Source organism: Pseudomonas farris, assembly GCF_019145235.1.
GTDB lineage: Bacteria > Pseudomonadota > Gammaproteobacteria > Pseudomonadales > Pseudomonadaceae > Aquipseudomonas > Aquipseudomonas farris.
Genome location: NZ_JAHSTV010000011.1, coordinates 168,161 through 187,735 on the forward strand (window position 1 = coordinate 168,161; position 19,575 = coordinate 187,735).

General features: G+C 58.0%; 21 protein-coding genes. 6 read left to right on the forward strand and 15 right to left on the reverse strand.

Annotated elements, in window-relative coordinates:
* Positions 1–108: 108 nt before the first annotated feature.
* From KVG95_RS22905 to KVG95_RS22925, 5 genes are all read right to left on the reverse strand, one after another.
* Positions 109–645 (reverse strand): C40 family peptidase, encoded by a 537-nt coding sequence (locus KVG95_RS22905; protein ID WP_038979712.1) that lies wholly within the window; start codon positions 643–645, stop codon positions 109–111.
* Positions 646–810: 165 nt separating this feature from the next.
* Positions 811–1,461 (reverse strand): C40 family peptidase, encoded by a 651-nt coding sequence (locus KVG95_RS22910; RefSeq protein ID WP_217858065.1) that lies wholly within the window; start codon positions 1,459–1,461, stop codon positions 811–813.
* Positions 1,462–1,688: 227 nt separating this feature from the next.
* Positions 1,689–2,393 (reverse strand): DnaA regulatory inactivator Hda, encoded by a 705-nt coding sequence (hda, locus tag KVG95_RS22915; protein ID WP_007898944.1) that lies wholly within the window; start codon positions 2,391–2,393, stop codon positions 1,689–1,691.
* A 228-nt stretch (positions 2,394–2,621) separates the two neighbouring features.
* A complete protein-coding gene (locus KVG95_RS22920) occupies positions 2,622–3,695 on the reverse strand; it encodes an AI-2E family transporter (RefSeq protein WP_217858066.1) in 1,074 nt (357 codons plus the stop codon).
* A gap of 30 nt (positions 3,696–3,725) precedes the next feature.
* A complete protein-coding gene (locus tag KVG95_RS22925) occupies positions 3,726–4,784 on the reverse strand; it encodes a DUF2066 domain-containing protein (RefSeq protein WP_217858067.1) in 1,059 nt (352 codons plus the stop codon).
* Between the two features lie 387 nt (positions 4,785–5,171).
* Here KVG95_RS22925 and purM point away from each other — a divergent pair, with 387 nt between their 5' ends.
* The 3 genes from purM to KVG95_RS22940 are packed head-to-tail and all read left to right on the forward strand — an operon-like array spanning position 5,172 to position 7,602.
* Complete coding sequence (gene purM / locus KVG95_RS22930) at positions 5,172–6,230, forward strand: phosphoribosylformylglycinamidine cyclo-ligase (RefSeq protein WP_008013877.1); 1,059 nt, start codon at positions 5,172–5,174, stop codon at positions 6,228–6,230.
* On the forward strand, positions 6,230–6,880 hold the full coding sequence (gene purN, locus KVG95_RS22935; protein ID WP_018925121.1) for a phosphoribosylglycinamide formyltransferase: 651 nt from the start codon (positions 6,230–6,232) through the stop codon (positions 6,878–6,880). The genes purM and purN overlap by 1 nt, the downstream gene beginning before the upstream one ends.
* An 8-nt stretch (positions 6,881–6,888) precedes the next feature.
* Positions 6,889–7,602: a DUF3108 domain-containing protein gene (locus tag KVG95_RS22940; RefSeq protein ID WP_123496149.1), complete on the forward strand. Its 714-nt coding sequence runs from the start codon at positions 6,889–6,891 to the stop codon at positions 7,600–7,602.
* A 72-nt stretch (positions 7,603–7,674) separates the two neighbouring features.
* On the opposite strand, the gene KVG95_RS22945 is transcribed toward KVG95_RS22940, so the two are convergent.
* Positions 7,675–8,139 carry a DUF3859 domain-containing protein gene (locus KVG95_RS22945; protein WP_038979700.1) on the reverse strand — a complete coding sequence of 155 codons (465 nt, stop codon included), beginning with the start codon at positions 8,137–8,139 and terminating at the stop codon, positions 7,675–7,677.
* Between the two features lie 218 nt (positions 8,140–8,357).
* Complete coding sequence (locus tag KVG95_RS22950; RefSeq protein WP_217858068.1) at positions 8,358–9,371, reverse strand: amidohydrolase family protein; 1,014 nt, start codon at positions 9,369–9,371, stop codon at positions 8,358–8,360.
* Between the two features lie 164 nt (positions 9,372–9,535).
* Here KVG95_RS22950 and KVG95_RS22955 point away from each other — a divergent pair, with 164 nt between their 5' ends.
* The gene (locus tag KVG95_RS22955; RefSeq protein WP_217858069.1) at positions 9,536–9,952 is read left to right on the forward strand and encodes an OsmC family protein; all 417 of its coding nucleotides are present in this window, start codon (positions 9,536–9,538) and stop codon (positions 9,950–9,952) included.
* A 61-nt stretch (positions 9,953–10,013) separates the two neighbouring features.
* Entirely contained in the window at positions 10,014–10,901 is an 888-nt protein-coding gene (locus tag KVG95_RS22960; protein WP_217858070.1) for a pirin family protein, read from the forward strand.
* Positions 10,902–10,945: 44 nt separating this feature from the next.
* Here the strand turns inward: KVG95_RS22960 and htpG are convergent, their stop codons facing one another.
* The 3 genes from htpG to KVG95_RS22975 form a co-directional block, all read right to left on the reverse strand.
* Positions 10,946–12,850, reverse strand: coding sequence for a molecular chaperone HtpG (gene htpG / locus KVG95_RS22965; RefSeq protein WP_217858071.1), 1,905 nt, complete (start codon positions 12,848–12,850; stop codon positions 10,946–10,948).
* An 81-nt stretch (positions 12,851–12,931) separates the two neighbouring features.
* A complete protein-coding gene (locus tag KVG95_RS22970) occupies positions 12,932–13,384 on the reverse strand; it encodes a PaaI family thioesterase (RefSeq protein WP_030131718.1) in 453 nt (150 codons plus the stop codon).
* Entirely contained in the window at positions 13,381–13,857 is a 477-nt protein-coding gene (locus tag KVG95_RS22975; protein WP_217858072.1) for a PaaI family thioesterase, read from the reverse strand. The genes KVG95_RS22970 and KVG95_RS22975 overlap by 4 nt, the downstream gene beginning before the upstream one ends.
* A 157-nt stretch (positions 13,858–14,014) precedes the next feature.
* Between KVG95_RS22975 and KVG95_RS22980 the strand changes: the two genes are divergently transcribed.
* Complete coding sequence (locus KVG95_RS22980) at positions 14,015–14,260, forward strand: hypothetical protein (protein WP_123720744.1); 246 nt, start codon at positions 14,015–14,017, stop codon at positions 14,258–14,260.
* A 77-nt stretch (positions 14,261–14,337) separates the two neighbouring features.
* On the opposite strand, the gene KVG95_RS22985 is transcribed toward KVG95_RS22980, so the two are convergent.
* The 5 genes from KVG95_RS22985 to sucC form a co-directional block, all read right to left on the reverse strand.
* Complete coding sequence (locus KVG95_RS22985) at positions 14,338–14,739, reverse strand: MAPEG family protein (protein ID WP_217858073.1); 402 nt, start codon at positions 14,737–14,739, stop codon at positions 14,338–14,340.
* Positions 14,739–15,476 (reverse strand): DUF599 domain-containing protein, encoded by a 738-nt coding sequence (locus KVG95_RS22990; RefSeq protein ID WP_030131722.1) that lies wholly within the window; start codon positions 15,474–15,476, stop codon positions 14,739–14,741. Before KVG95_RS22990 ends, KVG95_RS22985 begins: the two co-directional genes overlap by 1 nt.
* A gap of 274 nt (positions 15,477–15,750) precedes the next feature.
* The gene (gene brnQ / locus KVG95_RS22995) at positions 15,751–17,064 is read right to left on the reverse strand and encodes a branched-chain amino acid transport system II carrier protein (protein WP_217858074.1); all 1,314 of its coding nucleotides are present in this window, start codon (positions 17,062–17,064) and stop codon (positions 15,751–15,753) included.
* A gap of 308 nt (positions 17,065–17,372) precedes the next feature.
* Positions 17,373–18,254, reverse strand: a complete 882-nt coding sequence (gene sucD / locus KVG95_RS23000; RefSeq protein ID WP_007898976.1) for a succinate--CoA ligase subunit alpha — start codon at positions 18,252–18,254, stop codon at positions 17,373–17,375.
* Positions 18,254–19,420: an ADP-forming succinate--CoA ligase subunit beta gene (gene sucC, locus KVG95_RS23005; protein ID WP_007898980.1), complete on the reverse strand. Its 1,167-nt coding sequence runs from the start codon at positions 19,418–19,420 to the stop codon at positions 18,254–18,256. The genes sucD and sucC overlap by 1 nt, the downstream gene beginning before the upstream one ends.
* Between the last annotated feature and the right edge of the window lie 155 nt (positions 19,421–19,575).

The following is a 19,575-nucleotide window of genomic DNA, read 5'->3' on the forward strand; positions in this document are numbered from 1 at the left end:
CCCACAGGGATCAGCGTTTACGACAGAACGTCAACCTATCGCCCAGCGGTAACAGGCACAGGCCCACACGCGAGTCATCCTTCAAGCGTGCGGTCATGACAACCTCCGCTATGGATTATGTGCCAAGTGCTCGGGTTGCAAGACGCGCTTGGCGCTCAGATAGGCTTTCTGCCAGTAAGCCTTGGACAAACTGTCCAGCTTGACCGTGCCGCCCGTGGCTGGCGCGTGGACGAAGCGGCCTTCGCCGACGTAGATCCCGGCGTGGCTGACCTGGGAACCACCATTGGTGGCGAAGAAAATCAGGTCACCGGTTTGCAGGCCTTCCTTGCCGATATTGGGGGCCTGCATGCCGATCATCTCGCGGGTGGAGCGCGGCAAGGAAATGCCTGCGACATCGCGATACACATAACCGATCAGACCGCTGCAATCGAACCCGGAATCCGGCGTGTTGCCGCCCCAGCGATAAGGCGTTCCCACCAGACCCAGCGCGCGAAACAGCACGTCTTCTGCCGCAGGGGAAAAGGCTTGGGAAGGACCGAAAACAATCGGAGCGCGGACCACCGGCGCAGGTGGCGGTGTGCGGCTGGCGCAGGCGCTGAGCAGCGCTGCGAAGAACATGAGTGCGAGGCGGGCCGACATCGTCATAAACAGAACATCCTGATCTGGCTGCGGCTTTTTCCACCGAAAAGGCAGAAAAGAAAACCGCCTGCGTAGAACGCAGGCGGTTTGCCATCAATAATAGATCAGGATTCTAGCGGCTACGCAGCAAACTTCAAGTAAGACTTTAAGTTCGCCTTACAAACTGTCCGCTTACTTGCGTGCCGTGACGATAGCCGGGGCCGCTGCCGGCGCCATCGCGAGTGCACGCTTGGCTTCGATGAAGGTCTTGCTCCAGTAACTGTCGCCCAGGCTATCGATCCGGACACCACCGCTGCGGCGGCTGCTGGAGTGGATGAACTGGTTGTCACCCAAGTAGATCCCGGCGTGACTGACACGACCGCGACGACCATTGGTGGCGAAGAACAGCAGGTCACCTGGCTTGAGGGCGCTGCGAGCAACCAGGGGAGCGTCAACGTTGATCATTTCGCGAGTGGAGCGCGGCAGGTTCATGCCGGCCTCTTCACGAAACAGATAACCGATGAAGCCGCTGCAGTCGAACCCAGCCTCGGAGGTGCCGCCGAAACGGTAACGGGTACCGATCAGGGACATGCCACGTTCGAGGATGCTGTCGGCCAGAACCGGAAGCTGGTACGACTTGCCGCCGGCGAAGTCTGCCAGTTCTTTATCGGTGGCCGTCTCTTCCTGGTAAAGAGTTTCCTGGAAAAGAACGGAAGACTGCGCGGTAACTGAATTTGAAACCTGCGGTTGTGGCGCTTGCTGGGACACTGGAGAGTGGGCAGCGCAACCGAACAACAGGGTGACGAGTGCGAGAGGCACGAGGGGTGCGAAGCGATTTAGCATGGGCACGACCGTGGCTGATAGTTTCTAAAGAAGCCGAGACTATGCCCGCTATCAACCTCATTTGCAAATTCAATCGATCTTTATGTGACTTATCGGTTTCTCATTTACATCTAAGCGCTTAAGCCCATTTTGAACCTTTGCGCAGCCTGCCGTCTTGCAGGAAAGCGGATTTGTTGACGCCTGTAATATGCCGAAACCCGTGTAAAACCTGAGTCTGATCCAGGTTTTTACCAACCAAGGGTTTCTTTCAGGAACGGGATTGTCAGCTTGCGCTGAGCTTGAAGGGAGGCCTGATCGAGGCGTTCAAGCAGCTCGAAAAGCGCACTCATGCTGCGGGTACCGCGGGTCAAAATAAAATGCCCGACTTCATCGGTCAGGTGCAGGCCGCGACGGGATGCGCGCAACTGCAAGGCACGCAATTTGTCTTCATCAGAGAGTGGCCGCATCTGGAAGATGAGTGCCAGTGTCAGCCGCGACTTGAGATCTGCCAGCTTCACCGGCAGTTCGCGCGGGGATGTCGAGGCGGCGATCAGCAAACGCCGGCCGCTGTCACGCAGACGATTGAACAGATGGAACAACGCCTCTTCCCAATCCGCCTTGCCGGCAACCGCCTGCAAATCGTCCAGGCAGACCAGTTCGTATTGTTCGAGGTTGTCGAGGATTTCGATGCCACGGTCCAACAACTCGGCCAACGGCAGGTACACCGCCGGCTCCCCCAGTTGTTCGAAACGCAGACACGCTGCCTGCAACAAGTGCGTGCGCCCTACCCCGTCCTTGCCCCAGAGGTAAATCAGGCTTTCCGTCCAGCCGGCGTCGGCTTCGCAGAGCCGCTCGACATAGCCGAGTGCAGCGGCATTGGCGCCTGGGTAGTAATTGATAAAGGTAGCGTCATCACGCAGACGCACACCTAGGGGCAGCTGAATCGGTTTCATGCTGACTGAACAGTTCCAAAGGAACCGTTAGTGGCCTCTGTGTAAAGTTTGCGAAGTTTATACCCGTGCGGCTGACCGCACAATGCGACAGACCATAAGCAAAATCAAAGGTTTGCGTTAATGCATTGGTTTTATGACAGATTCTTTGACGGCGCATATGACAGCCACGCCAGCGATACGGGCAAACCTGGCACGAAACCAGACTGCCCGCTACGAGCGATTAAAAACTTACAGCTCGGATTCGTCGACACCGCCGTAGATATCTGAATCCTTATACAAATCGTGTACGTGACGCACCAGGACCATGATCACCGCCGCCACCGGCAACGCCAGCAACACACCGGTAAAACCAAACAGCTCGCCGCCGGCCAGGATCGCGAAGATCACCGCCACCGGGTGCAGGCCGATCCGGTCGCCCACCAGCAATGGTGTCAGGACCATGCCTTCCAGCGCCTGACCGACCATGAACACCGCGACAATACCGATCATGGGATACAAATCGCCACCGAACTGGAACAGACCGGCAATCAACGCCGCACCAATCCCGATGACGAACCCCATGTACGGCACGATCGCCGCCAGACCGGCAATCAGACCGATCAACAGCCCCAGCTCCAGCCCGACGATCATCAAGCCTGCGGCGTAGATCACGCCCAGCGCCAGCATCACCAGCAACTGACCGCGCACGAATGCCCCGAGCACTTCATGGCATTCTCCCGCCAGGGACATGACGCGCTCTTCACGATCACGCGGCAGCAGGCTGCGGATCTTGGCCATCATCAGGTCCCAGTCGCGCAGCAGATAAAAACTCACCACCGGAATCAGCACCAGGTTGGCCAGCCAGCCAATCAGTGCAAGACCTGAAGCCGTCGCCTGACTCAGCACTACGCCGACCACATCGGTGGTCTGGCCCATGTGCGCGCTGAACGCCGCCTTGAGCTTGTCGAACTTCCAGAAGCCGTCCGACAACCCGATCTTCGATTGGGCCCACGGCACGGCGGTGTGCTGCAACCAGTCGAGCATTTGCGGCGCCAGTTCATACAAACGGAACAGCTGCTTGGCGAGCATTGGCACCAGCACCAACAGCAACGCGGTGACGATCAATGTGAACAAGGCGAACACCGCCACCACGCCCCAGGTCCGTGACAGACCGTACTTCTCCAGCCGATCCACCAGCGGGTCGAACAGATAAGCCAGCAACAGCGCCACCAGGAACGGCGTCAGGATCGGGTGCAACAGGTAAACAAACGCGCAAAGCAGGACCACCCCACCGAGCCAGAACCAACGCCGTGTATCGGCCATGTACCACTCCTGCTTCTATATAAGGAAAAACTACCAGCGAAAACGTAACTGCGGCGTCGGTGCCGGGGCCGGCGCTGCGACCGGTGTCGAGCCAGCCGCCACGGGTTGAACAGGCGCAGCGGGGGCCGGCGCCTCACCGGCCGGAATTTCCTGCAACTTGGCCAAAGACAACTGCGCCCGCAGCTGATCGGGGCTGCCGTTGACCCGATAAAGCACGCGGTCGCCGTCGACACTCTGCAGACGTGCGCCAAAAGGCTCCAGCAAACGCCCGAGCGTCGCATAACGCTCCAGGCTCATCCCCTGCACTTCCAGCAATTGCTCGCTCGACGCACCCGGCTTGGCGGCAAAACGCGGCGCCAGGCGTTGGCTGACCGCCAGCATCACCGCATCGGCCAGCGCGGCGGTATCGGCGCCCTGCACGTTACCGGCTTCTTTCTGATCGCCCAACCACAAACGCCACTTGGCTTGCCATTGGCCACCCTCTTCACGGGCATGCACCGCCAGCAAGGCGTCGGCATTGTAACGGTCGGATGCGCCCCGCAGCGGTGCCGGGTCTGCACTTTCCAGATTCGGCGCAGTGGCGACAATCTGCTCGTTCAGGTCCGCCAGTGGCAAACGCAGCGGAAGCCCACGATGTTGCGCCGCTCGAAGCAGTGGCGTGGCACTGGCCTGGCCATCGCCGACCAGGCTTGAACCTTCAGTGGAATCGTTCAACCACCAACCGAGAATCGACGGCCGGTTGCTGCCCCACATGGCCAACCCGGCACGCCGCAAGGCCTGTTCGGTGGTGGCCGGATCGAAATCGACTTTCAGCACTTGCGGCGGCCCGGCCTCATAACCGAACTGGCTGATGATCTGCTGAGGGTCTTTGCGCACGGTCGCCAGGCCCGGGCTCTGCGCCGCCTTGGGGTCGCCGGTCAGGCGCAACACCAACGTATCCAGCGCCCGCTGAGTCGCCTGATCGCGCTCCTCTGGCGTCTGGCTGCTGACAGGTTCGCGCACTTGATAGAGGCTTTTGACTGTTTCGGCATGACTGGTCAGGCTGACCATGGATAAACAGCCCACGAACAAGAATTTAAGAAAACGCATAAAAAGATTCCTGACGACAAGAGCGGCTGGAACAGACCGCGTGAAGATGATTGAACCGGGGTCTGTTGACCACACGTTCAAGCAAAACATTCACCCGATCCCGGTAAGTTTTCGCACTGTCATAACGATAGACGGTTAACGTCGATACCTTATACAGCCATCCGGGACGCCACCAACACGGGCAATATCGGTTTTTTTAACGCGATATGCCTCTGCCCGTCGGCACGAGGATGGCCGCTGCCCCTCAAGCCTGATAAAATCGCGCGCCTTCGCAGACCGGCAACAGCCGGGCACCCTGAAATTCGCGGATGGCACTCGCCTTCGTTTGTTTCGGCGGTCCCACTGGACTCGGTCGTTACCCCTGAATCCCCCCTAAAGGCCTGGATCATGAGCAAGCAACCCTCCCTGAGCTACAAGGACGCCGGTGTAGACATCGACGCCGGTGAAGCATTGGTCGAACGCATCAAGAGCGTCGCCAAGCGCACTGCGCGCCCGGAAGTCATGGGCGGCCTGGGCGGTTTCGGCGCCCTCTGCGAAATCCCGGCCGGTTACAAACAACCGGTACTGGTATCGGGCACTGACGGCGTCGGCACCAAACTGCGCCTGGCGCTGAACCTGAACAAGCACGACAGCATTGGCATCGACCTGGTTGCCATGTGCGTGAACGACCTGGTGGTCTGTGGCGCCGAGCCGCTGTTCTTCCTCGACTACTACGCCACCGGCAAACTGAACGTCGAAACCGCGACCCAGGTCGTGACCGGCATCGGCGCTGGCTGTGAACTGTCCGGCTGCTCCCTGGTCGGCGGCGAAACCGCTGAAATGCCTGGCATGTACGAAGGCGAAGACTACGACCTGGCCGGCTTCTGCGTCGGTGTCGTGGAAAAGTCCGAAATCATCGACGGTTCCAAAGTCGCTGCCGGCGATGCCCTGCTCGCCCTGCCGTCTTCCGGCCCGCACTCCAACGGCTACTCGCTGATCCGCAAGATCATTGAAGTGTCCGGCGCAGACATCGAAAACATTCAGCTTGACGGCAAACCGCTGACCGACCTGCTGATGGCCCCGACCCGCATCTACGTGAAGCCGCTGCTCAAGCTGATCAAAGAAACCGGCGCCGTCAAAGCCATGGCCCACATCACCGGTGGTGGCCTGCTGGACAACATTCCGCGCGTTCTGCCAAAAGGCGCACAAGCGGTGGTTGACGTTGCAAGCTGGACTCGCCCTGCCGTGTTCGACTGGCTGCAAGAGAAAGGCAACGTCGATGAAAACGAAATGCACCGCGTACTGAACTGCGGCGTCGGCATGGTCATCTGCGTGGCTCAGGAGCACGTTGAAACCGCGCTGAACGTACTGCGTGAAGCTGGCGAGCAGCCTTGGGTCATCGGTCAGATCGCCACCGCTGCCGAAGGCGCGGCTCAGGTTGAACTGAAGAACCTCAAGGCTCATTGATGTCCCAGACCTGTGATGTGGTGGTGCTGTTGTCCGGCACCGGCAGTAACTTGCAGGCCTTGATCGACAGCACGCGGACCGGCGACAGCCCGGCCCGCATCGCTGCGGTGATCTCCAACCGCGCCGACGCCTACGGCCTGCAACGCGCCAGGGACGCGGGTATCGACACCCGCACCCTGGATCACAAGGCTTTCGAAGGTCGCGAGGCCTTCGATGCCGCGCTGATCGAACTGATCGACGCCTTCAACCCCAAACTCGTGGTACTGGCCGGCTTCATGCGCATTCTCAGCGCTGACTTCGTGCGCCACTATCAGGGTCGCCTGCTCAATATCCATCCCTCGCTGCTGCCCAAATACAAAGGGTTACACACTCATCAGCGCGCGCTGGAGGCCGGCGACACTGAACACGGCTGTTCCGTGCACTTCGTCACCGAGGAACTCGATGGCGGACCACTGGTCGTACAGGCAGTAATACCGGTAGAGTTGCACGATTCGCCGCAGAGTCTGGCGCAGCGAGTCCATACCCAGGAACACCTGATCTACCCGATGGCCGTACGCTGGTTTGCCGAAGGCCGTTTATCACTCGGTGAACAAGGTGCTTTACTGGACGGACAGTTACTCGCGGCCAGCGGCCACTTGATTCGAACCTAGGAGATTTTATGCGTCGCGCCCTGCTCTTCGCTTGCGCTCTGCTCGCCCTGCCGTTTGCGCAGGCCGCAGACCTTCAGCCCTTCTCCGCCAGCTACACCGCCGACTGGAAACAGCTGCCCATGAGCGGCACCGCCGAACGCAGCCTGACCAAGGGAGCCAACGGCGTCTGGAAACTCAGCTTCAAGGCGTCGATGATGATCGCCAGCCTGACTGAAGAAAGCACCCTGACCCTGGACAAGGACACGCTGCTGCCGCAGTCCTACCACTTCGAACGTGGTGGCCTGGGCAAAGCCAAGAAGGCTGATCTGGATTTCGACTGGACCAATAAGATGGTCACCGGCACCGATCGCGGTGACGCCGTCAAGCTTCCGCTCAACCGCGGCATGGTCGACAAGTCCACCTATCAACTGGCGCTGCAGCATGACGTGGCCGCCGGCAAGAAAAGCATGAGCTATCAGGTGGTCGATGATGGGGAAGTCGATACCTATGACTTCCGCGTGCTGGGTTCGGAGAAAGTCGACACCAAGGCTGGCCAGATCGATGCGATCAAGGTCGAGCGCGTGCGCGACCCGACACAAAGCAAGCGCATCACCGTCCTGTGGTTCGCCAAGGACTGGGATTACCTGCTGGTCCGTTTGCAACAGGTCGAAACCGACGGCAAGGAGTACAACATCATGCTCCTCGACGGTACGGTCAACGGCAAGACGGTCAAAGGCAGCTGATCTGCAACAACATGAAAGCCCCGCAAACGCGGGGCTTTTTTTCGTCTGGCATTTGGCCGGGCGAGAAAGCGATCAGCGCACGGTAAAGCGTTGCTGGGCCAGCAGGCGATCGCCCTGGAACACCATGAAACGCCATTCACCGGGAACGACTTCGTGGCTTTCGGTGAACTCGTATGCCATCACATCCTGCGGAGCACCGGGTACCAGTTTTTGAGTGACTTCCAGTTTGTCGTGACGCACGCCATCCGGAGTGCGAATGCCCGGCGTGAAATAGAGCAAAGTCAGCGGTTGGTCTTCGGCGACCTTGCCGGCTAACTGGTAACGCATACCGAACTTGGTGCCGAGTTTGGCGGGGACGATTTCAGTTTGCTGGATCTGTTCATTGCTACGGCGCAAAACTCGCTCGCCCGATTGCAGTTCGGCTTTCGGGCCAGCAAACACGCCGTATTCCACTGGGCCTTCGACGCGGACTTCGGCACTGGCCAGACCACTGACGAACATCATTGTGGCCAGGGCGGCTAAACGGGTGAGGTGCATGGTGCGCTCCTTGATTGAGATGGCCGGAGCGTATGACACGGACATGACTTATTGATGACAGGTCCGAGTTTGGCGACAGGTTCAACAAATGGGTTGAATTAGCTATCGCTTTCGCGAGCAAGCCCGCTCCCACACTGGATCTCGGTCGTTTACAACATCTATGTACACAGGAGATCCAGTGTGGGAGCGGGCTTGCTCGCGAAGGCCGCGCCGCGAAATCAGCTTTTACCTACGGAACGAGGCAAAATCGCCAAAAAGTTATCCCGCGCAACCTTTCTGGCAACATCCTCCGGCAAGGCATCAAGAAACGGATCGAAGCCGCGCATTTCCTTACCGAGCTTGTTGAAACGTCCCACCACATCGGAACCGAGCATGAAGCGCTCCGGAAAGCGCTCCACCAGCTTCACCCATTCATCCCGAGGCTTGCCCTGCTCGTCCAGCAGGTAAGGCGTCAGCATGCTCCAGGACAGGTCAACGAACAGATTGGGGTAAGCCTCGAGCATTCGCGACAGCGTCGGCAACAGAAAATCCAGCTGAGTCTGATGCCGATGAATCTCCGCACTGGTGCCTGCATGAGCCCAAATGAATCGCGTGTGTGGATGATTGCGCAGCGGCTCTTCGACTTCTGCCAGGTACAGCGGATTTTTTTCACGCTTGGAGGTGATGTTGGAATGCAGCATCACCGGCAAATCATTCTCGGCAGCCAGGTGGTAGATGCGGGTCATCGCCTCATTGTTGGCCCGCGGCGTGTCGCCGGCCGTCAGCGCAGTCAGATCGTCGTGACGGGTAAAAACTTCGCCAATGCCCTGCCAAAGCCCGGGATTGAGGTCGAGCATGCGCTGGATGTGTGCCGCGGAGTTTTTGTCATTCGGGTTGAAGCCAGACAGAAACGGGTGGAATCGCTGGCGCTGCTCGGGCGTCAGCTTATTCACCGCCGCCGCGACGATCACATCGGTCGCGCTGTACCAGTAGGCATCGGCGTCATCGCCGGCGTAATAACGTGGGCGCTTGGGTTCGTCTTCGTGCCATTTCTTTGCCACAGGAATGCCGGAAATCATCACATGCTCAATGGCATTGTCGTCCATGGCCGTAAGCAATTTCGACATGCCCGCCGTTTCCTGGAAGAAATCGACGTAATGCAGGTGCGCATCGCTGTAGGCATATTCGCGGGCATAAGCATCAACGCAGCACAGCGCCAACAGCCAGGCGAGGCTCAAGCGGATCGGGGGCACGGGATTCTCCTGGATATGAGCATCTGCGGTATGAGCAACATAGACCGCACCACGCAAACCAGGGTTCAGCCGGCAAGAAAGTGGAACGCGAACTTGAAGGAATGCTCTATAACTTCACGGTCTTTTTTGATCGAATGACTTTTCCACTGCCCGCGAGGTTTCCCATGACTGTTACCGTCAATACTGTCTCCGCCGAAGGTTTTCGTCACAGCGTCCAGATCGATGAGCACGAGCTTTTTGCCGATGTGCCGAAAACCTCGGGCGGCGAAGGCACCGCGCCTGAACCACACGACTACTTCGACGCAGCTCTGGGTGCCTGTAAGGCCCTGACGCTGAAAATGTATGCCAAGAAAAAGGACATCCCGCTGACGGGCGTCGAGGTTGAGGTCACGCGCGACAACAGCGAAGAGCAGAAAGGCAAATATGCCCTGCACGTCGAACTCACGCTCAAGGGTGTGCTCACCGACGCCCAGCGTGACGAGCTGCACCGCGTGGCCGACCGCTGCCCGGTACACAAGCTGATGACCACTTCCGACATCAGCATCGAAACCCATCTGTCCGAAGGTGCCTTCAGCCAATAGCGGCAAGGGCTGCGCAAGCGGGTTATGCTCCCTGCGTCACCCGCTCAGCCTGGAATGCACCATGAACACGCCACTCGTGATCCGCCCCCGCGCCGAAGATGTCGAAGGCCAGCCGATTCTTCGTCCGTTACCGTCAGCCAAATGCCGCAACGTCGGGCCTTTCGTGTTTTTCGACCACATGCTCGAAACCCGTTACCCGGCGGGTAAAGGCATGAACATCCGTCAGCATCCGCACATCGGCCTGTCCACCCTCACCTACCTGTTCGAAGGGCAAATCCAGCACAAGGACAGCCTCGGCTCCGATCAGGTGGTGAATGCCGGCGATGTCAGCTGGATGACGGCAGGTAGCGAAATTGCCCACGTCGAACGCACGCCCGAACCCTTGAAAGACAGCGGCTTTACGATGCACGGCTTGCAGATCTGGCTGGCGTCGCCCAAGGATCGTGAGCACGGCCCGGGACACTACAGCCACCATCCGGCTGCCACGCTGCCCGTCAGCGATAACCTGGGCGTGAAGATACGGATGATCGCGGGGTCAGGCTTTTGCCTCGAATCGCCGGTCCCAGTGCTTTCTCCTACGCTGTACGCCGAATTGAACCTGCAAACGGCGACCACGTTGCTGATTCCCACCGAACATGAAGAGCGGGCACTGTATGTGCTGAGCGGTGAGGTGCAACTGGATGGCGAGCTGATTGAACCTCACTCGCTGGTGGTATTGCCGGTCGGGGAAGAGATGACCTTGTTCGCCGAGAGCGACTGTCATGCCGTGCTGTTTGGCGGTGCGCCGCTGGATGGGCCGCGACGGATCAACTGGAACTTCGTGGCCAGTGATCCGGCATTGATCGATGAAGCACGTCGGCGCTGGGCGGCCGGGGATTGGCCGACAGTACCGGGGGAAAGTGAGCGGATCGAACTGCCGAAACACCGAAGCCCGCCAACGCCCCTGTAACGATCAAAAAAAAAACCCGCCGAAGCGGGTTTTTTACAACGCAGTTAAACTGACAGTTCAACCAGCAGCTTGTTCAGACGGCGCACATAAGCGGCCGGGTCTTTCAAGCTGTCGCCGGCCGCCAGGGCCGCTTGATCGAACAGAATGTGCGACAGGTCGCCGAAGCGCTCGTCGCTCTGCTCGTTGTCGAGTTTCTCGATCAGCGGGTGAGCCGGGTTGAATTCGAAGATCGGCTTCGAATCCGGAACCTTCTGACCGCTGGCTTCCAGGATCTGACGCATTTGCAGGCCCAGGTCCTGCTCGCCGATGGCCAAAATCGCCGGGGAATCGGTCAGGCGATGGGAAACCCGCACTTCAGCAACGGAGTCGCCCAAAGCGGTCTTGAGACGCTCAACCAGGCCTTCTTTGGACTTGGCGACTTCTTCCGCGGCTTTTTTGTCTTCTTCCGAATCCAGATTGCCGAGGTCCAGGTCACCGCGTGCCACGTCGACAAAGCTCTTGCCGTCGAAGTCGTTGAGGTAGCTCATCAGCCACTCGTCGATGCGGTCGGTCAACAGCAGCACTTCGATGCCTTTCTTGCGGAAGACTTCCAGGTGCGGGCTGTTTTTGACTTGCGCGTAGGTTTCGCCAGTCAGGTAGTAGATCTTGTCCTGACCTTCCTTGGCGCGAGCCAGGTAGTCGGCCAGACCTACAACCTGCTCGCCGTCGTCGCCCTGAGTGGACGCGAAACGCAGCAGGCCAGCAATTTTCTCTTTGTTGGCGAAGTCTTCTGCCGGGCCTTCTTTCATGACCTGACCGAAGTTCTTCCAGAAACCTTTGTATTGCTCAGACTCGTTCTTCGCCAGTTTTTCCAGCATGTCCAGAACGCGCTTGGTCAGCGCCGACTTCATGGAATCGATGATCGGGTCTTTCTGCAGGATTTCCCGCGACACGTTCAGCGACAGGTCGTTGGAGTCGACCACGCCTTTGATGAAGCGCAGGTACAGCGGCAGGAACGATTCGGCCTGATCCATGACGAATACACGCTGCACGTACAGCTTCAGGCCTTTCGGTGCTTCACGCTGGTACAGGTCGAACGGAGCACGGGTCGGTACATAAAGCAGCGAGGTGTACTCGAGTTTGCCTTCGACCTTGTTGTGGCTCCAGCTCAGCGGGTTTTCGAAATCGTGAGCGACGTGTTTGTAGAACTCCTGGTATTCCTCGTCTTTTACTTCAGTGCGAGGACGAGTCCACAGGGCGCTGGCGCGGTTGACGGTTTCCCATTCAATGGCAGGCTTGTCTTCGCCTTCAACGGCTGCCACTTCTTTCGGCAACTCGATCGGCAAGGCGATGTGGTCGGAGTACTTCTTGATGATGTTGCGCAGACGCCAGCCATCGGCGAATTCGTCTTCCGCGGACTTCAGGTGCAGAACGATGCGAGTGCCACGGTCGGCTTTCTCGACGGTGGCGATTTCGAACTCGCCTTCGCCCTTGGACGACCAGTGCACGCCTTCGCTGGCAGCGAGGCCGGCACGGCGGCTGAATACGTCAACTTTATCGGCGACGATGAAGGCCGAGTAGAAACCGACACCGAATTGACCGATCAGGTGCGAGTCTTTTTTCTGATCGCCAGACAAGTGCTTCATGAAATCGGCAGTGCCGGACTTGGCGATGGTGCCCAGATGGGTCACCGCGTCTTCACGGCTCATGCCGATGCCGTTGTCTTCGAGGGTGACGGTTTTAGCGTCTTTGTCGAAGCTCACACGGATTTTCAGTTCAGCGCCGCCTTCCAGCAATTCAGGCTTGGCGAGGGCTTCAAAGCGTAATTTGTCGACAGCGTCAGAGGCGTTCGAGATCAATTCGCGAAGGAAAATTTCCTTGTTGGAATACAGCGAATGGATCATGAGGTGCAGCAGTTGCTTCACCTCGGTCTGGAAGCCCAGGGTTTCCTTTTGAGTTTCCACACTCATGGTCATCAAACTCCAATCAGATGGCAGTGGCCGCGACCTTGAGGGTCGGCGGCGGGTTGTCATCAGAGTTGGGGGCTGAGATCAGGATTTCAAGGGCTCTTCGATTTTGAAGTGAGCCCGGGCCGTGGCAATGGGCTCGGCCTCAGTGCTTTGCCAGGCGGTAATCGCCACGTTTGCCACCCGGCGCCCCTGACGACACACCTGGCATCTGGCCCAGGTATCGCGAAACTGTCCCGCGCGCAGGTAGTCGAGGGAAAAGTCGATAATCTTCGGCACGCCGGGCGAACCGGTGAAGATCAGCAGGTGCAGTGCCGCCGAGAGCTCCATGAACCCGGCAATCACCCCGCCATGGATCGCCGGCAATAAAGGATTACCAATGTTGTCCTTGTTGGCCGGCAGACGAAACAGCAGCTCATCCCCCACCCGCGAGCATTCAACGCCGATCAGTCTGGCGTAGGGAATCAGGTCCAGCAGCGAAGCGTAGTCCCCCTGCGCATGAGCCTGTTGAAGTTGTTCCTTGAACGTGTCGGTCATTTCGCAGCTCCAGCAATGGCACCGGCAAAACCTTTGGTGCCTTTGATGCTCTTGCCCATGCGCATGAAGGTACCCACCACATGGGCAATGGGCTGTTCGGGGTCGTCCTGATAGGCAAAACCGCGCGCGAAGATCACGTCGGTGGTCACTCGGTAGCATTGGGCGAAGCCGTATACGTCCTTGTGCGGCTCGGCGGCATGCATGTAGTCGATGCGCAAGTCGAGCGTCGGACAGACTTCGAACTCGGGCAACACGCAAAGGGTGGCCATACCGCAGGCAGTGTCCATCAGTGAGGTCAGCGCACCGCCATGAATCACCCCGGTTTGCGGGTTGCCGACGATCTGCGGGTTGTACGGCAGAATCACCGTCAGCCCTTCGCTACTGGCGCTGTGAACACGCAAACCAAGCACCTGACAATGCCGCAATGCCGACAGGAATCGCGTCGCACGCTCAAAAACGGGGTTTTCGGCCATTTGATAAAACTCTTCTTAGTGTCTGGGCAAAGTAGCGGGCTAGAAGGCAAAAGTTCCGCAGCAAAACAAACTTATATATCTGTGCGAATTGAGGAACTTAACCCTATTCGCTGTGCTCGAAAGGCCAGTAGATATTTTCCATAAGGAGAAACACCCCATGCGTAAGACTTTAGCTATTGCCTTGATGTTGACCGCTTCCCTCGGTCTCGCTGCTTGCGATAAAAAATCCGAGGACAAAGCTCAAGATGCTAACCAACATGCCGAGCAAGCTCAGGAAAAAATGAGCGAAGCTCAGGATAAAGTGAACGACGCAGCAAAAGAAAACGCCGAAGCTGCCAAAGCTCAGGCCGAATCGAACGAAGCTGCGACAAAAGAAGCCGCGCCAGAAGCACCTAAAAACTAAAAGCGTTTTTAGTGATAAAAGAAAACCCGCCAAGTGCGGGTTTTCTTTTATCTGCGGCTTTTGTTTGCAATGCAGTATTAGATCAAAATCGTCCTAAAAGTCGGACTAATCATCAGCAACAACGAACACACTAAACCCACGAACCACACCAGACTGCGCTGCCAGGCCAGATCTCCCCAATAGCACAACAAGTAAATGATGCGTGTGATCACGAAGATGATTGCCAGCGTATCGATCAGCCACCCCGCCGTCTGCGTGGTGTGCGCCATCAACACCCCTACCGCAAACAATATGAACGCCTCGAAACTGTTCTGATGGGCCGCCAATGCGCGGGCGCCGAAACCGGTTAGTTGGGCCTGTTGCTGACGCGGCAGGTGATTGTCGTAACCGCCCTGCTCGTTCATGGCTTTGGCCACCGGAATCTTTGCCACGTAAATCAACAATGCGCTGATCAACACACACCAGAACGGAATACTCATCAAGCAGCCTCCTTGTTTGCTTCAGGCAATGGCGCCTCTGTAGGGGTATAGACCATCACATCAAGAACGTCGGAGTGAAACTCGCGGCGATACAACACCAGCACGACGCCGGCACTCATCAACATGAACAACCAGGGGCTGACGAACCACGCCAGCATGGTCATGCCGAAGTAATAGGAACGCAGACCGAAGTTGAACTGGTTGGCCGCCATGGAGATGACACGGGCGGCTCGGGAAGCGAAGGCTTTACGCTCTTGCTCGGACACATGGCGCTCGCCGATCATCGGCGCCGAGCCCACGAGAATCGCCGCAAAGTTGTACTGACGCATGCACCAGCTGAACGTAAAGAACGCATAGACAAATACCAGCGCCAGGCACAACAACTTGATCTCTGACATCCCTTGGGAAGCCTGTTGCACCATCGGGATATCCGCCAGCAACGAAACGGCTCTGTCGGACGCACCCAACACTGTGAGAATACCGGCCAGGATAATCAGCGTACTGGAGGCGAAGAACGAGGCATTACGCTCCAGGTTACCGATCACGCTGGCATCGGCAATGCGATTGTCGCGCAACAGCATGCGGCGCATCCAGTCTTCGCGATACAGGTGCAGCACGCTGGCCAGGCACGCAGTGTCGCGGCCCTTCCATGAGGCGTAACGGGTGTAACCGCCCCAGCAGACGACAAACCAGAGCGCGGCGAGGATGTGGATCAGATTGGCGTGGATGAACGACATGCAGGTCCTTGTGATGTGTTTGCGGGGAACTGAAACCCTGTGGGAGCGGGCTTGCTCGCGAAGGCGGTGGGTCAGTCGACATCAATGTCGAATGATAAGCCGTCTTCGCGAGCAAGCCCGCTCCCACATTAGATTTGGTAGTGCTTCGACGTTAGCGCAAGGAAAAAGACACCGCATCCTGCCCATAAAAAATGCCCCGTATCGATTGATACGGGGCATTTCTATTTTTGTGCACGACAACTCAAGGCCCGCTTGTGGCGGGCCATGAAGCAGTTTAAGCCAGCGCTTCGGCGCGCTTGCCCAGCAGACGATCGCAGACCACGGCGACCACCAGGGTCATGAACGACGGCACCAGCCACGCCAGACCTTGCTCGCTCAGCGGCAGATGAGTCAGCTGAGTCGGCATCCAGTCAGCCAGACCAGCACCCTTGAGCGCATCGATCAGGCCGAAGATGAACGACACCAGCATCACCGGACCGACGATGCGGCCCTGCTCATGCCAGAAGTCCTTGCAGAAGCTCAGGGCTACCAGGGCGATGCACGGCGGGTAGATGGCGGTCAGCACCGGGATCGAGAACGCAATCAGCTTGGTGAGACCCAGGTTGGACACCAACAGGGAGAACGCTGCCAGGATGATCACCAGCGTCTTGTAGGACAGTGGCAGTACACGGCTGAAGTATTCGGCACAGGCACACGTCAGACCAACCGCTGTCACCAGGCAGGCCAAGGAGATCAGCACCGCAAGGAAACCGCTGCCGAGCGAACCGAATGTGTGCTGCACGTACGCGTGCAATACCGCTGCGCCGTTGGCAGCACCGGTGGCGACTTCATGGCTGCCCGAACCGAGACGGAACAGACTGATGTACACCAGCGCCAGACCCACGCCGGCAATCAGCCCGGCGATGATCGCATAACGGGTGATCAGCGCTGGCGATTCCACACCGCGGGAGCGGATCGCATTGACGATGACAATGCCGAATACCAACGCGCCCAAGGTATCCATGGTCAGGTAACCATTGATAAAGCCTTGGGAGAACGGTGCTGCGACATATTCAGGAGTGGCCACGCCGATATCACCGGCCGGCAACGCGAACGCGGCAATGCCGAGAACGGCCAAGGCGATGATCTTCAACGGTGCAAGGAAACGTCCTACGGTGTCCAGCAGACGGCCCGGATAGAGCGAGATGAAGAACACCAGCAGGAAGTACACCGAGCTATAGAGAAACAGCGCCAGCGGGCTCTCGCCAGTCAACGGCGCCAGACCCACTTCGAACGACACCGTCGCGGTGCGCGGCGTCGCGAACAACGGGCCGACAGCGAGGTAGCACGCGGCTGCCAGCAGGCCACCGGCGACTTTACCGATCGGGCTGCTCAAGGCATCCATCGCACCACCGACCTTGGCCAGGGCGACAACGGTGATCACCGGCAGACCGACCGCGGTGATCAGAAAACCCAGCGCCGCCATCCAGACATTAGGCCCGGACTGCAAACCGACGATAGGCGGGAAGATGATGTTGCCAGCCCCGACGAACAGGGCAAATGTCATAAAACCCAGTGCCAGGATGTCCTGGCCTTTCAACACTTTCATTAAGGAAATACCACACTACTGAATCGGAATTTAGAGAGGGATTTCCCTTATGGGTGAGGGAAATGCTGTCGGCCCGTATAGGACTAACCCGTTTAGCGCGTTGCTACCTTGTGGGCCGCGGACGCAAAAATGGCTGCTAGCCTAACGAATTTGCACGACAAACGCACTGTTACGGGGCGAACTATCCGATACGCGACACTTCGATGTCGCGTTTACATACCTAATTTTCCTACCTTGGATCACCCGGAAACGACAAAGGCCACCCGAAGGTGGCCTTTGTTTGGTGAAGCGTCAGTTAAGCGCGAGGCTTACTTGATCGCCCAACCGGTCAGCTCGGACAAAGCCTTGCCGATGTCTGCCAGCGAACGCACGGTTTTAACGCCTGCGTCTTCCAGGGCAGCAAACTTCTCGTCTGCAGTGCCTTTGCCGCCAGAGATGATTGCGCCAGCATGGCCCATGCGCTTGCCCGCAGGGGCAGTCACACCAGCGATGTAGGAAACAACCGGCTTGGTCACGTTTGCCTTGATGTAGGCAGCCGCTTCTTCTTCAGCCGAACCGCCGATCTCACCGATCATTACGATCGCTTCGGTCTTCGGGTCTTCCTGGAACAGCTTCAGGATGTCGATGAAGTTCGAACCCGGGATCGGGTCACCACCGATGCCGACGCAAGTCGACTGACCGAAACCGGCGTCAGTAGTCTGCTTCACAGCTTCGTAGGTCAGGGTGCCGGAACGGGAAACGATACCGACCTTGCCTGGCAAGTGAATGTGACCTGGCATGATGCCGATCTTGCATTCGCCTGGAGTGATCACGCCTGGGCAGTTAGGACCGATCAGGACTACGCCCAGTTCGTCGCACTTGACCTTGGCATCCAGCATGTCCAGGGTAGGAATGCCTTCAGTGATGCAAACGATCAGCTTGATGCCGCCGAATGCTGCTTCCAGGATGGAGTCCTTGCAGAAAGGAGCTGGAACGTAGATCACGCTGGCGGTGGCGCCAGTGGCAGCTACAGCGTCTTTCACGGTGTTGAACACTGGCAGGCCCAGGTGCTCGGTGCCGCCTTTGCCAGGAGTTACGCCACCCACCATCTTGGTGCCGTATTCGATGGCTTGCTGGGTGTGGAAACTACCTTGCGAACCGGTAATACCCTGGCAGATAACTTTGGTGTCTTTATTGATCAGGACGCTCATTATTTGCCCTCCGCAGCTTTAACGACTTGTTGAGCAGCGTCGGTCAGGCTGGTAGCAGCGATGATGTTCAAACCGCTTTCTGCCAGTACTTTAGCGCCCAGCTCAGCGTTGTTGCCTTCAAGGCGAACAACAACCGGGATTTTCACGCCGACTTCTTTCACAGCACCGATGATGCCTTCGGCAATCATGTCGCAACGAACGATGCCGCCGAAGATGTTGACCAATACTGCAGCGACGTTAGTGTCGGACAGGATGATCTTGAACGCTTCGGTAACGCGTTCTTTGGTAGCACCGCCGCCCACGTCGAGGAAGTTGGCTGGTTTGCCGCCATGCAGGTTGACGATGTCCATGGTACCCATGGCCAGGCCAGCACCGTTGACCATGCAACCGATGTTGCCTTCCAGTGCTACGTAGTTCAGTTCGAACTTGGCAGCGTGCGCTTCGCGCGGATCGTCTTGCGACGGATCGTGGAAAGTCTTCAGCTTAGGCTGACGGTACATGGCGTTGGCGTCGATGTTGATCTTGGCGTCGAGGCAATGCAGATCGCCGTCAGCCTTGATCACCAGCGGGTTCACTTCCAGCAGAGCCAGGTCGTGATCCTTGAACAGCTTGGCCAGACCTACGAAGATCTTGGCGAACTGAGCAACTTGCTTGCCTTCCAGACCCAGCTGGAATGCCAGCTCGCGACCCTGGAATGGCTGAGCGCCAACCAGTGGATCGATAGTGGCCTTGAGGATTTTTTCAGGGGTGTCGTGAGCGATTTTCTCGATGTCCACGCCACCTTCGGTGGAAGCCATGAACACGATGCGACGGCTCGAACGGTCAACGACAGCGCCCAGGTACAGCTCTTTAGCGATATCAGTGCACGATTCAACCAGGATCTTGGTGACTGGCTGACCATTGGCATCAGTCTGGTAAGTCACCAGACGCTTGCCCAACCACTGTTGAGCGAATGCTTTGGCGTCTTCTTTGCTGCGAACCAGCTTTACGCCGCCCGCTTTACCGCGACCACCAGCGTGGACCTGGGCTTTGACAACCCACTCGGTGCCGCCGATTTTGTCGCAAGCTTCTGCTGCTGCTTCCGGGGTGTCTACTGCGTAGCCGGTGGAAACTGGCAGGCCGTACTCAGCGAACAGCTGCTTACCCTGATACTCGTGAAGATTCATGCTTATTACCGTCTTCGTTAGGTACTGCGCATTCGGTGCTGCACTAGTTGAAGTGCCGCACCACCTGTGACTGCTGCTTGCGTAGCTGAGCTACGCAAGACTGCGTCCAGCGGACATTCCGCGGTGAGTCTTGCATGCAAGGCTCACGACGGGCC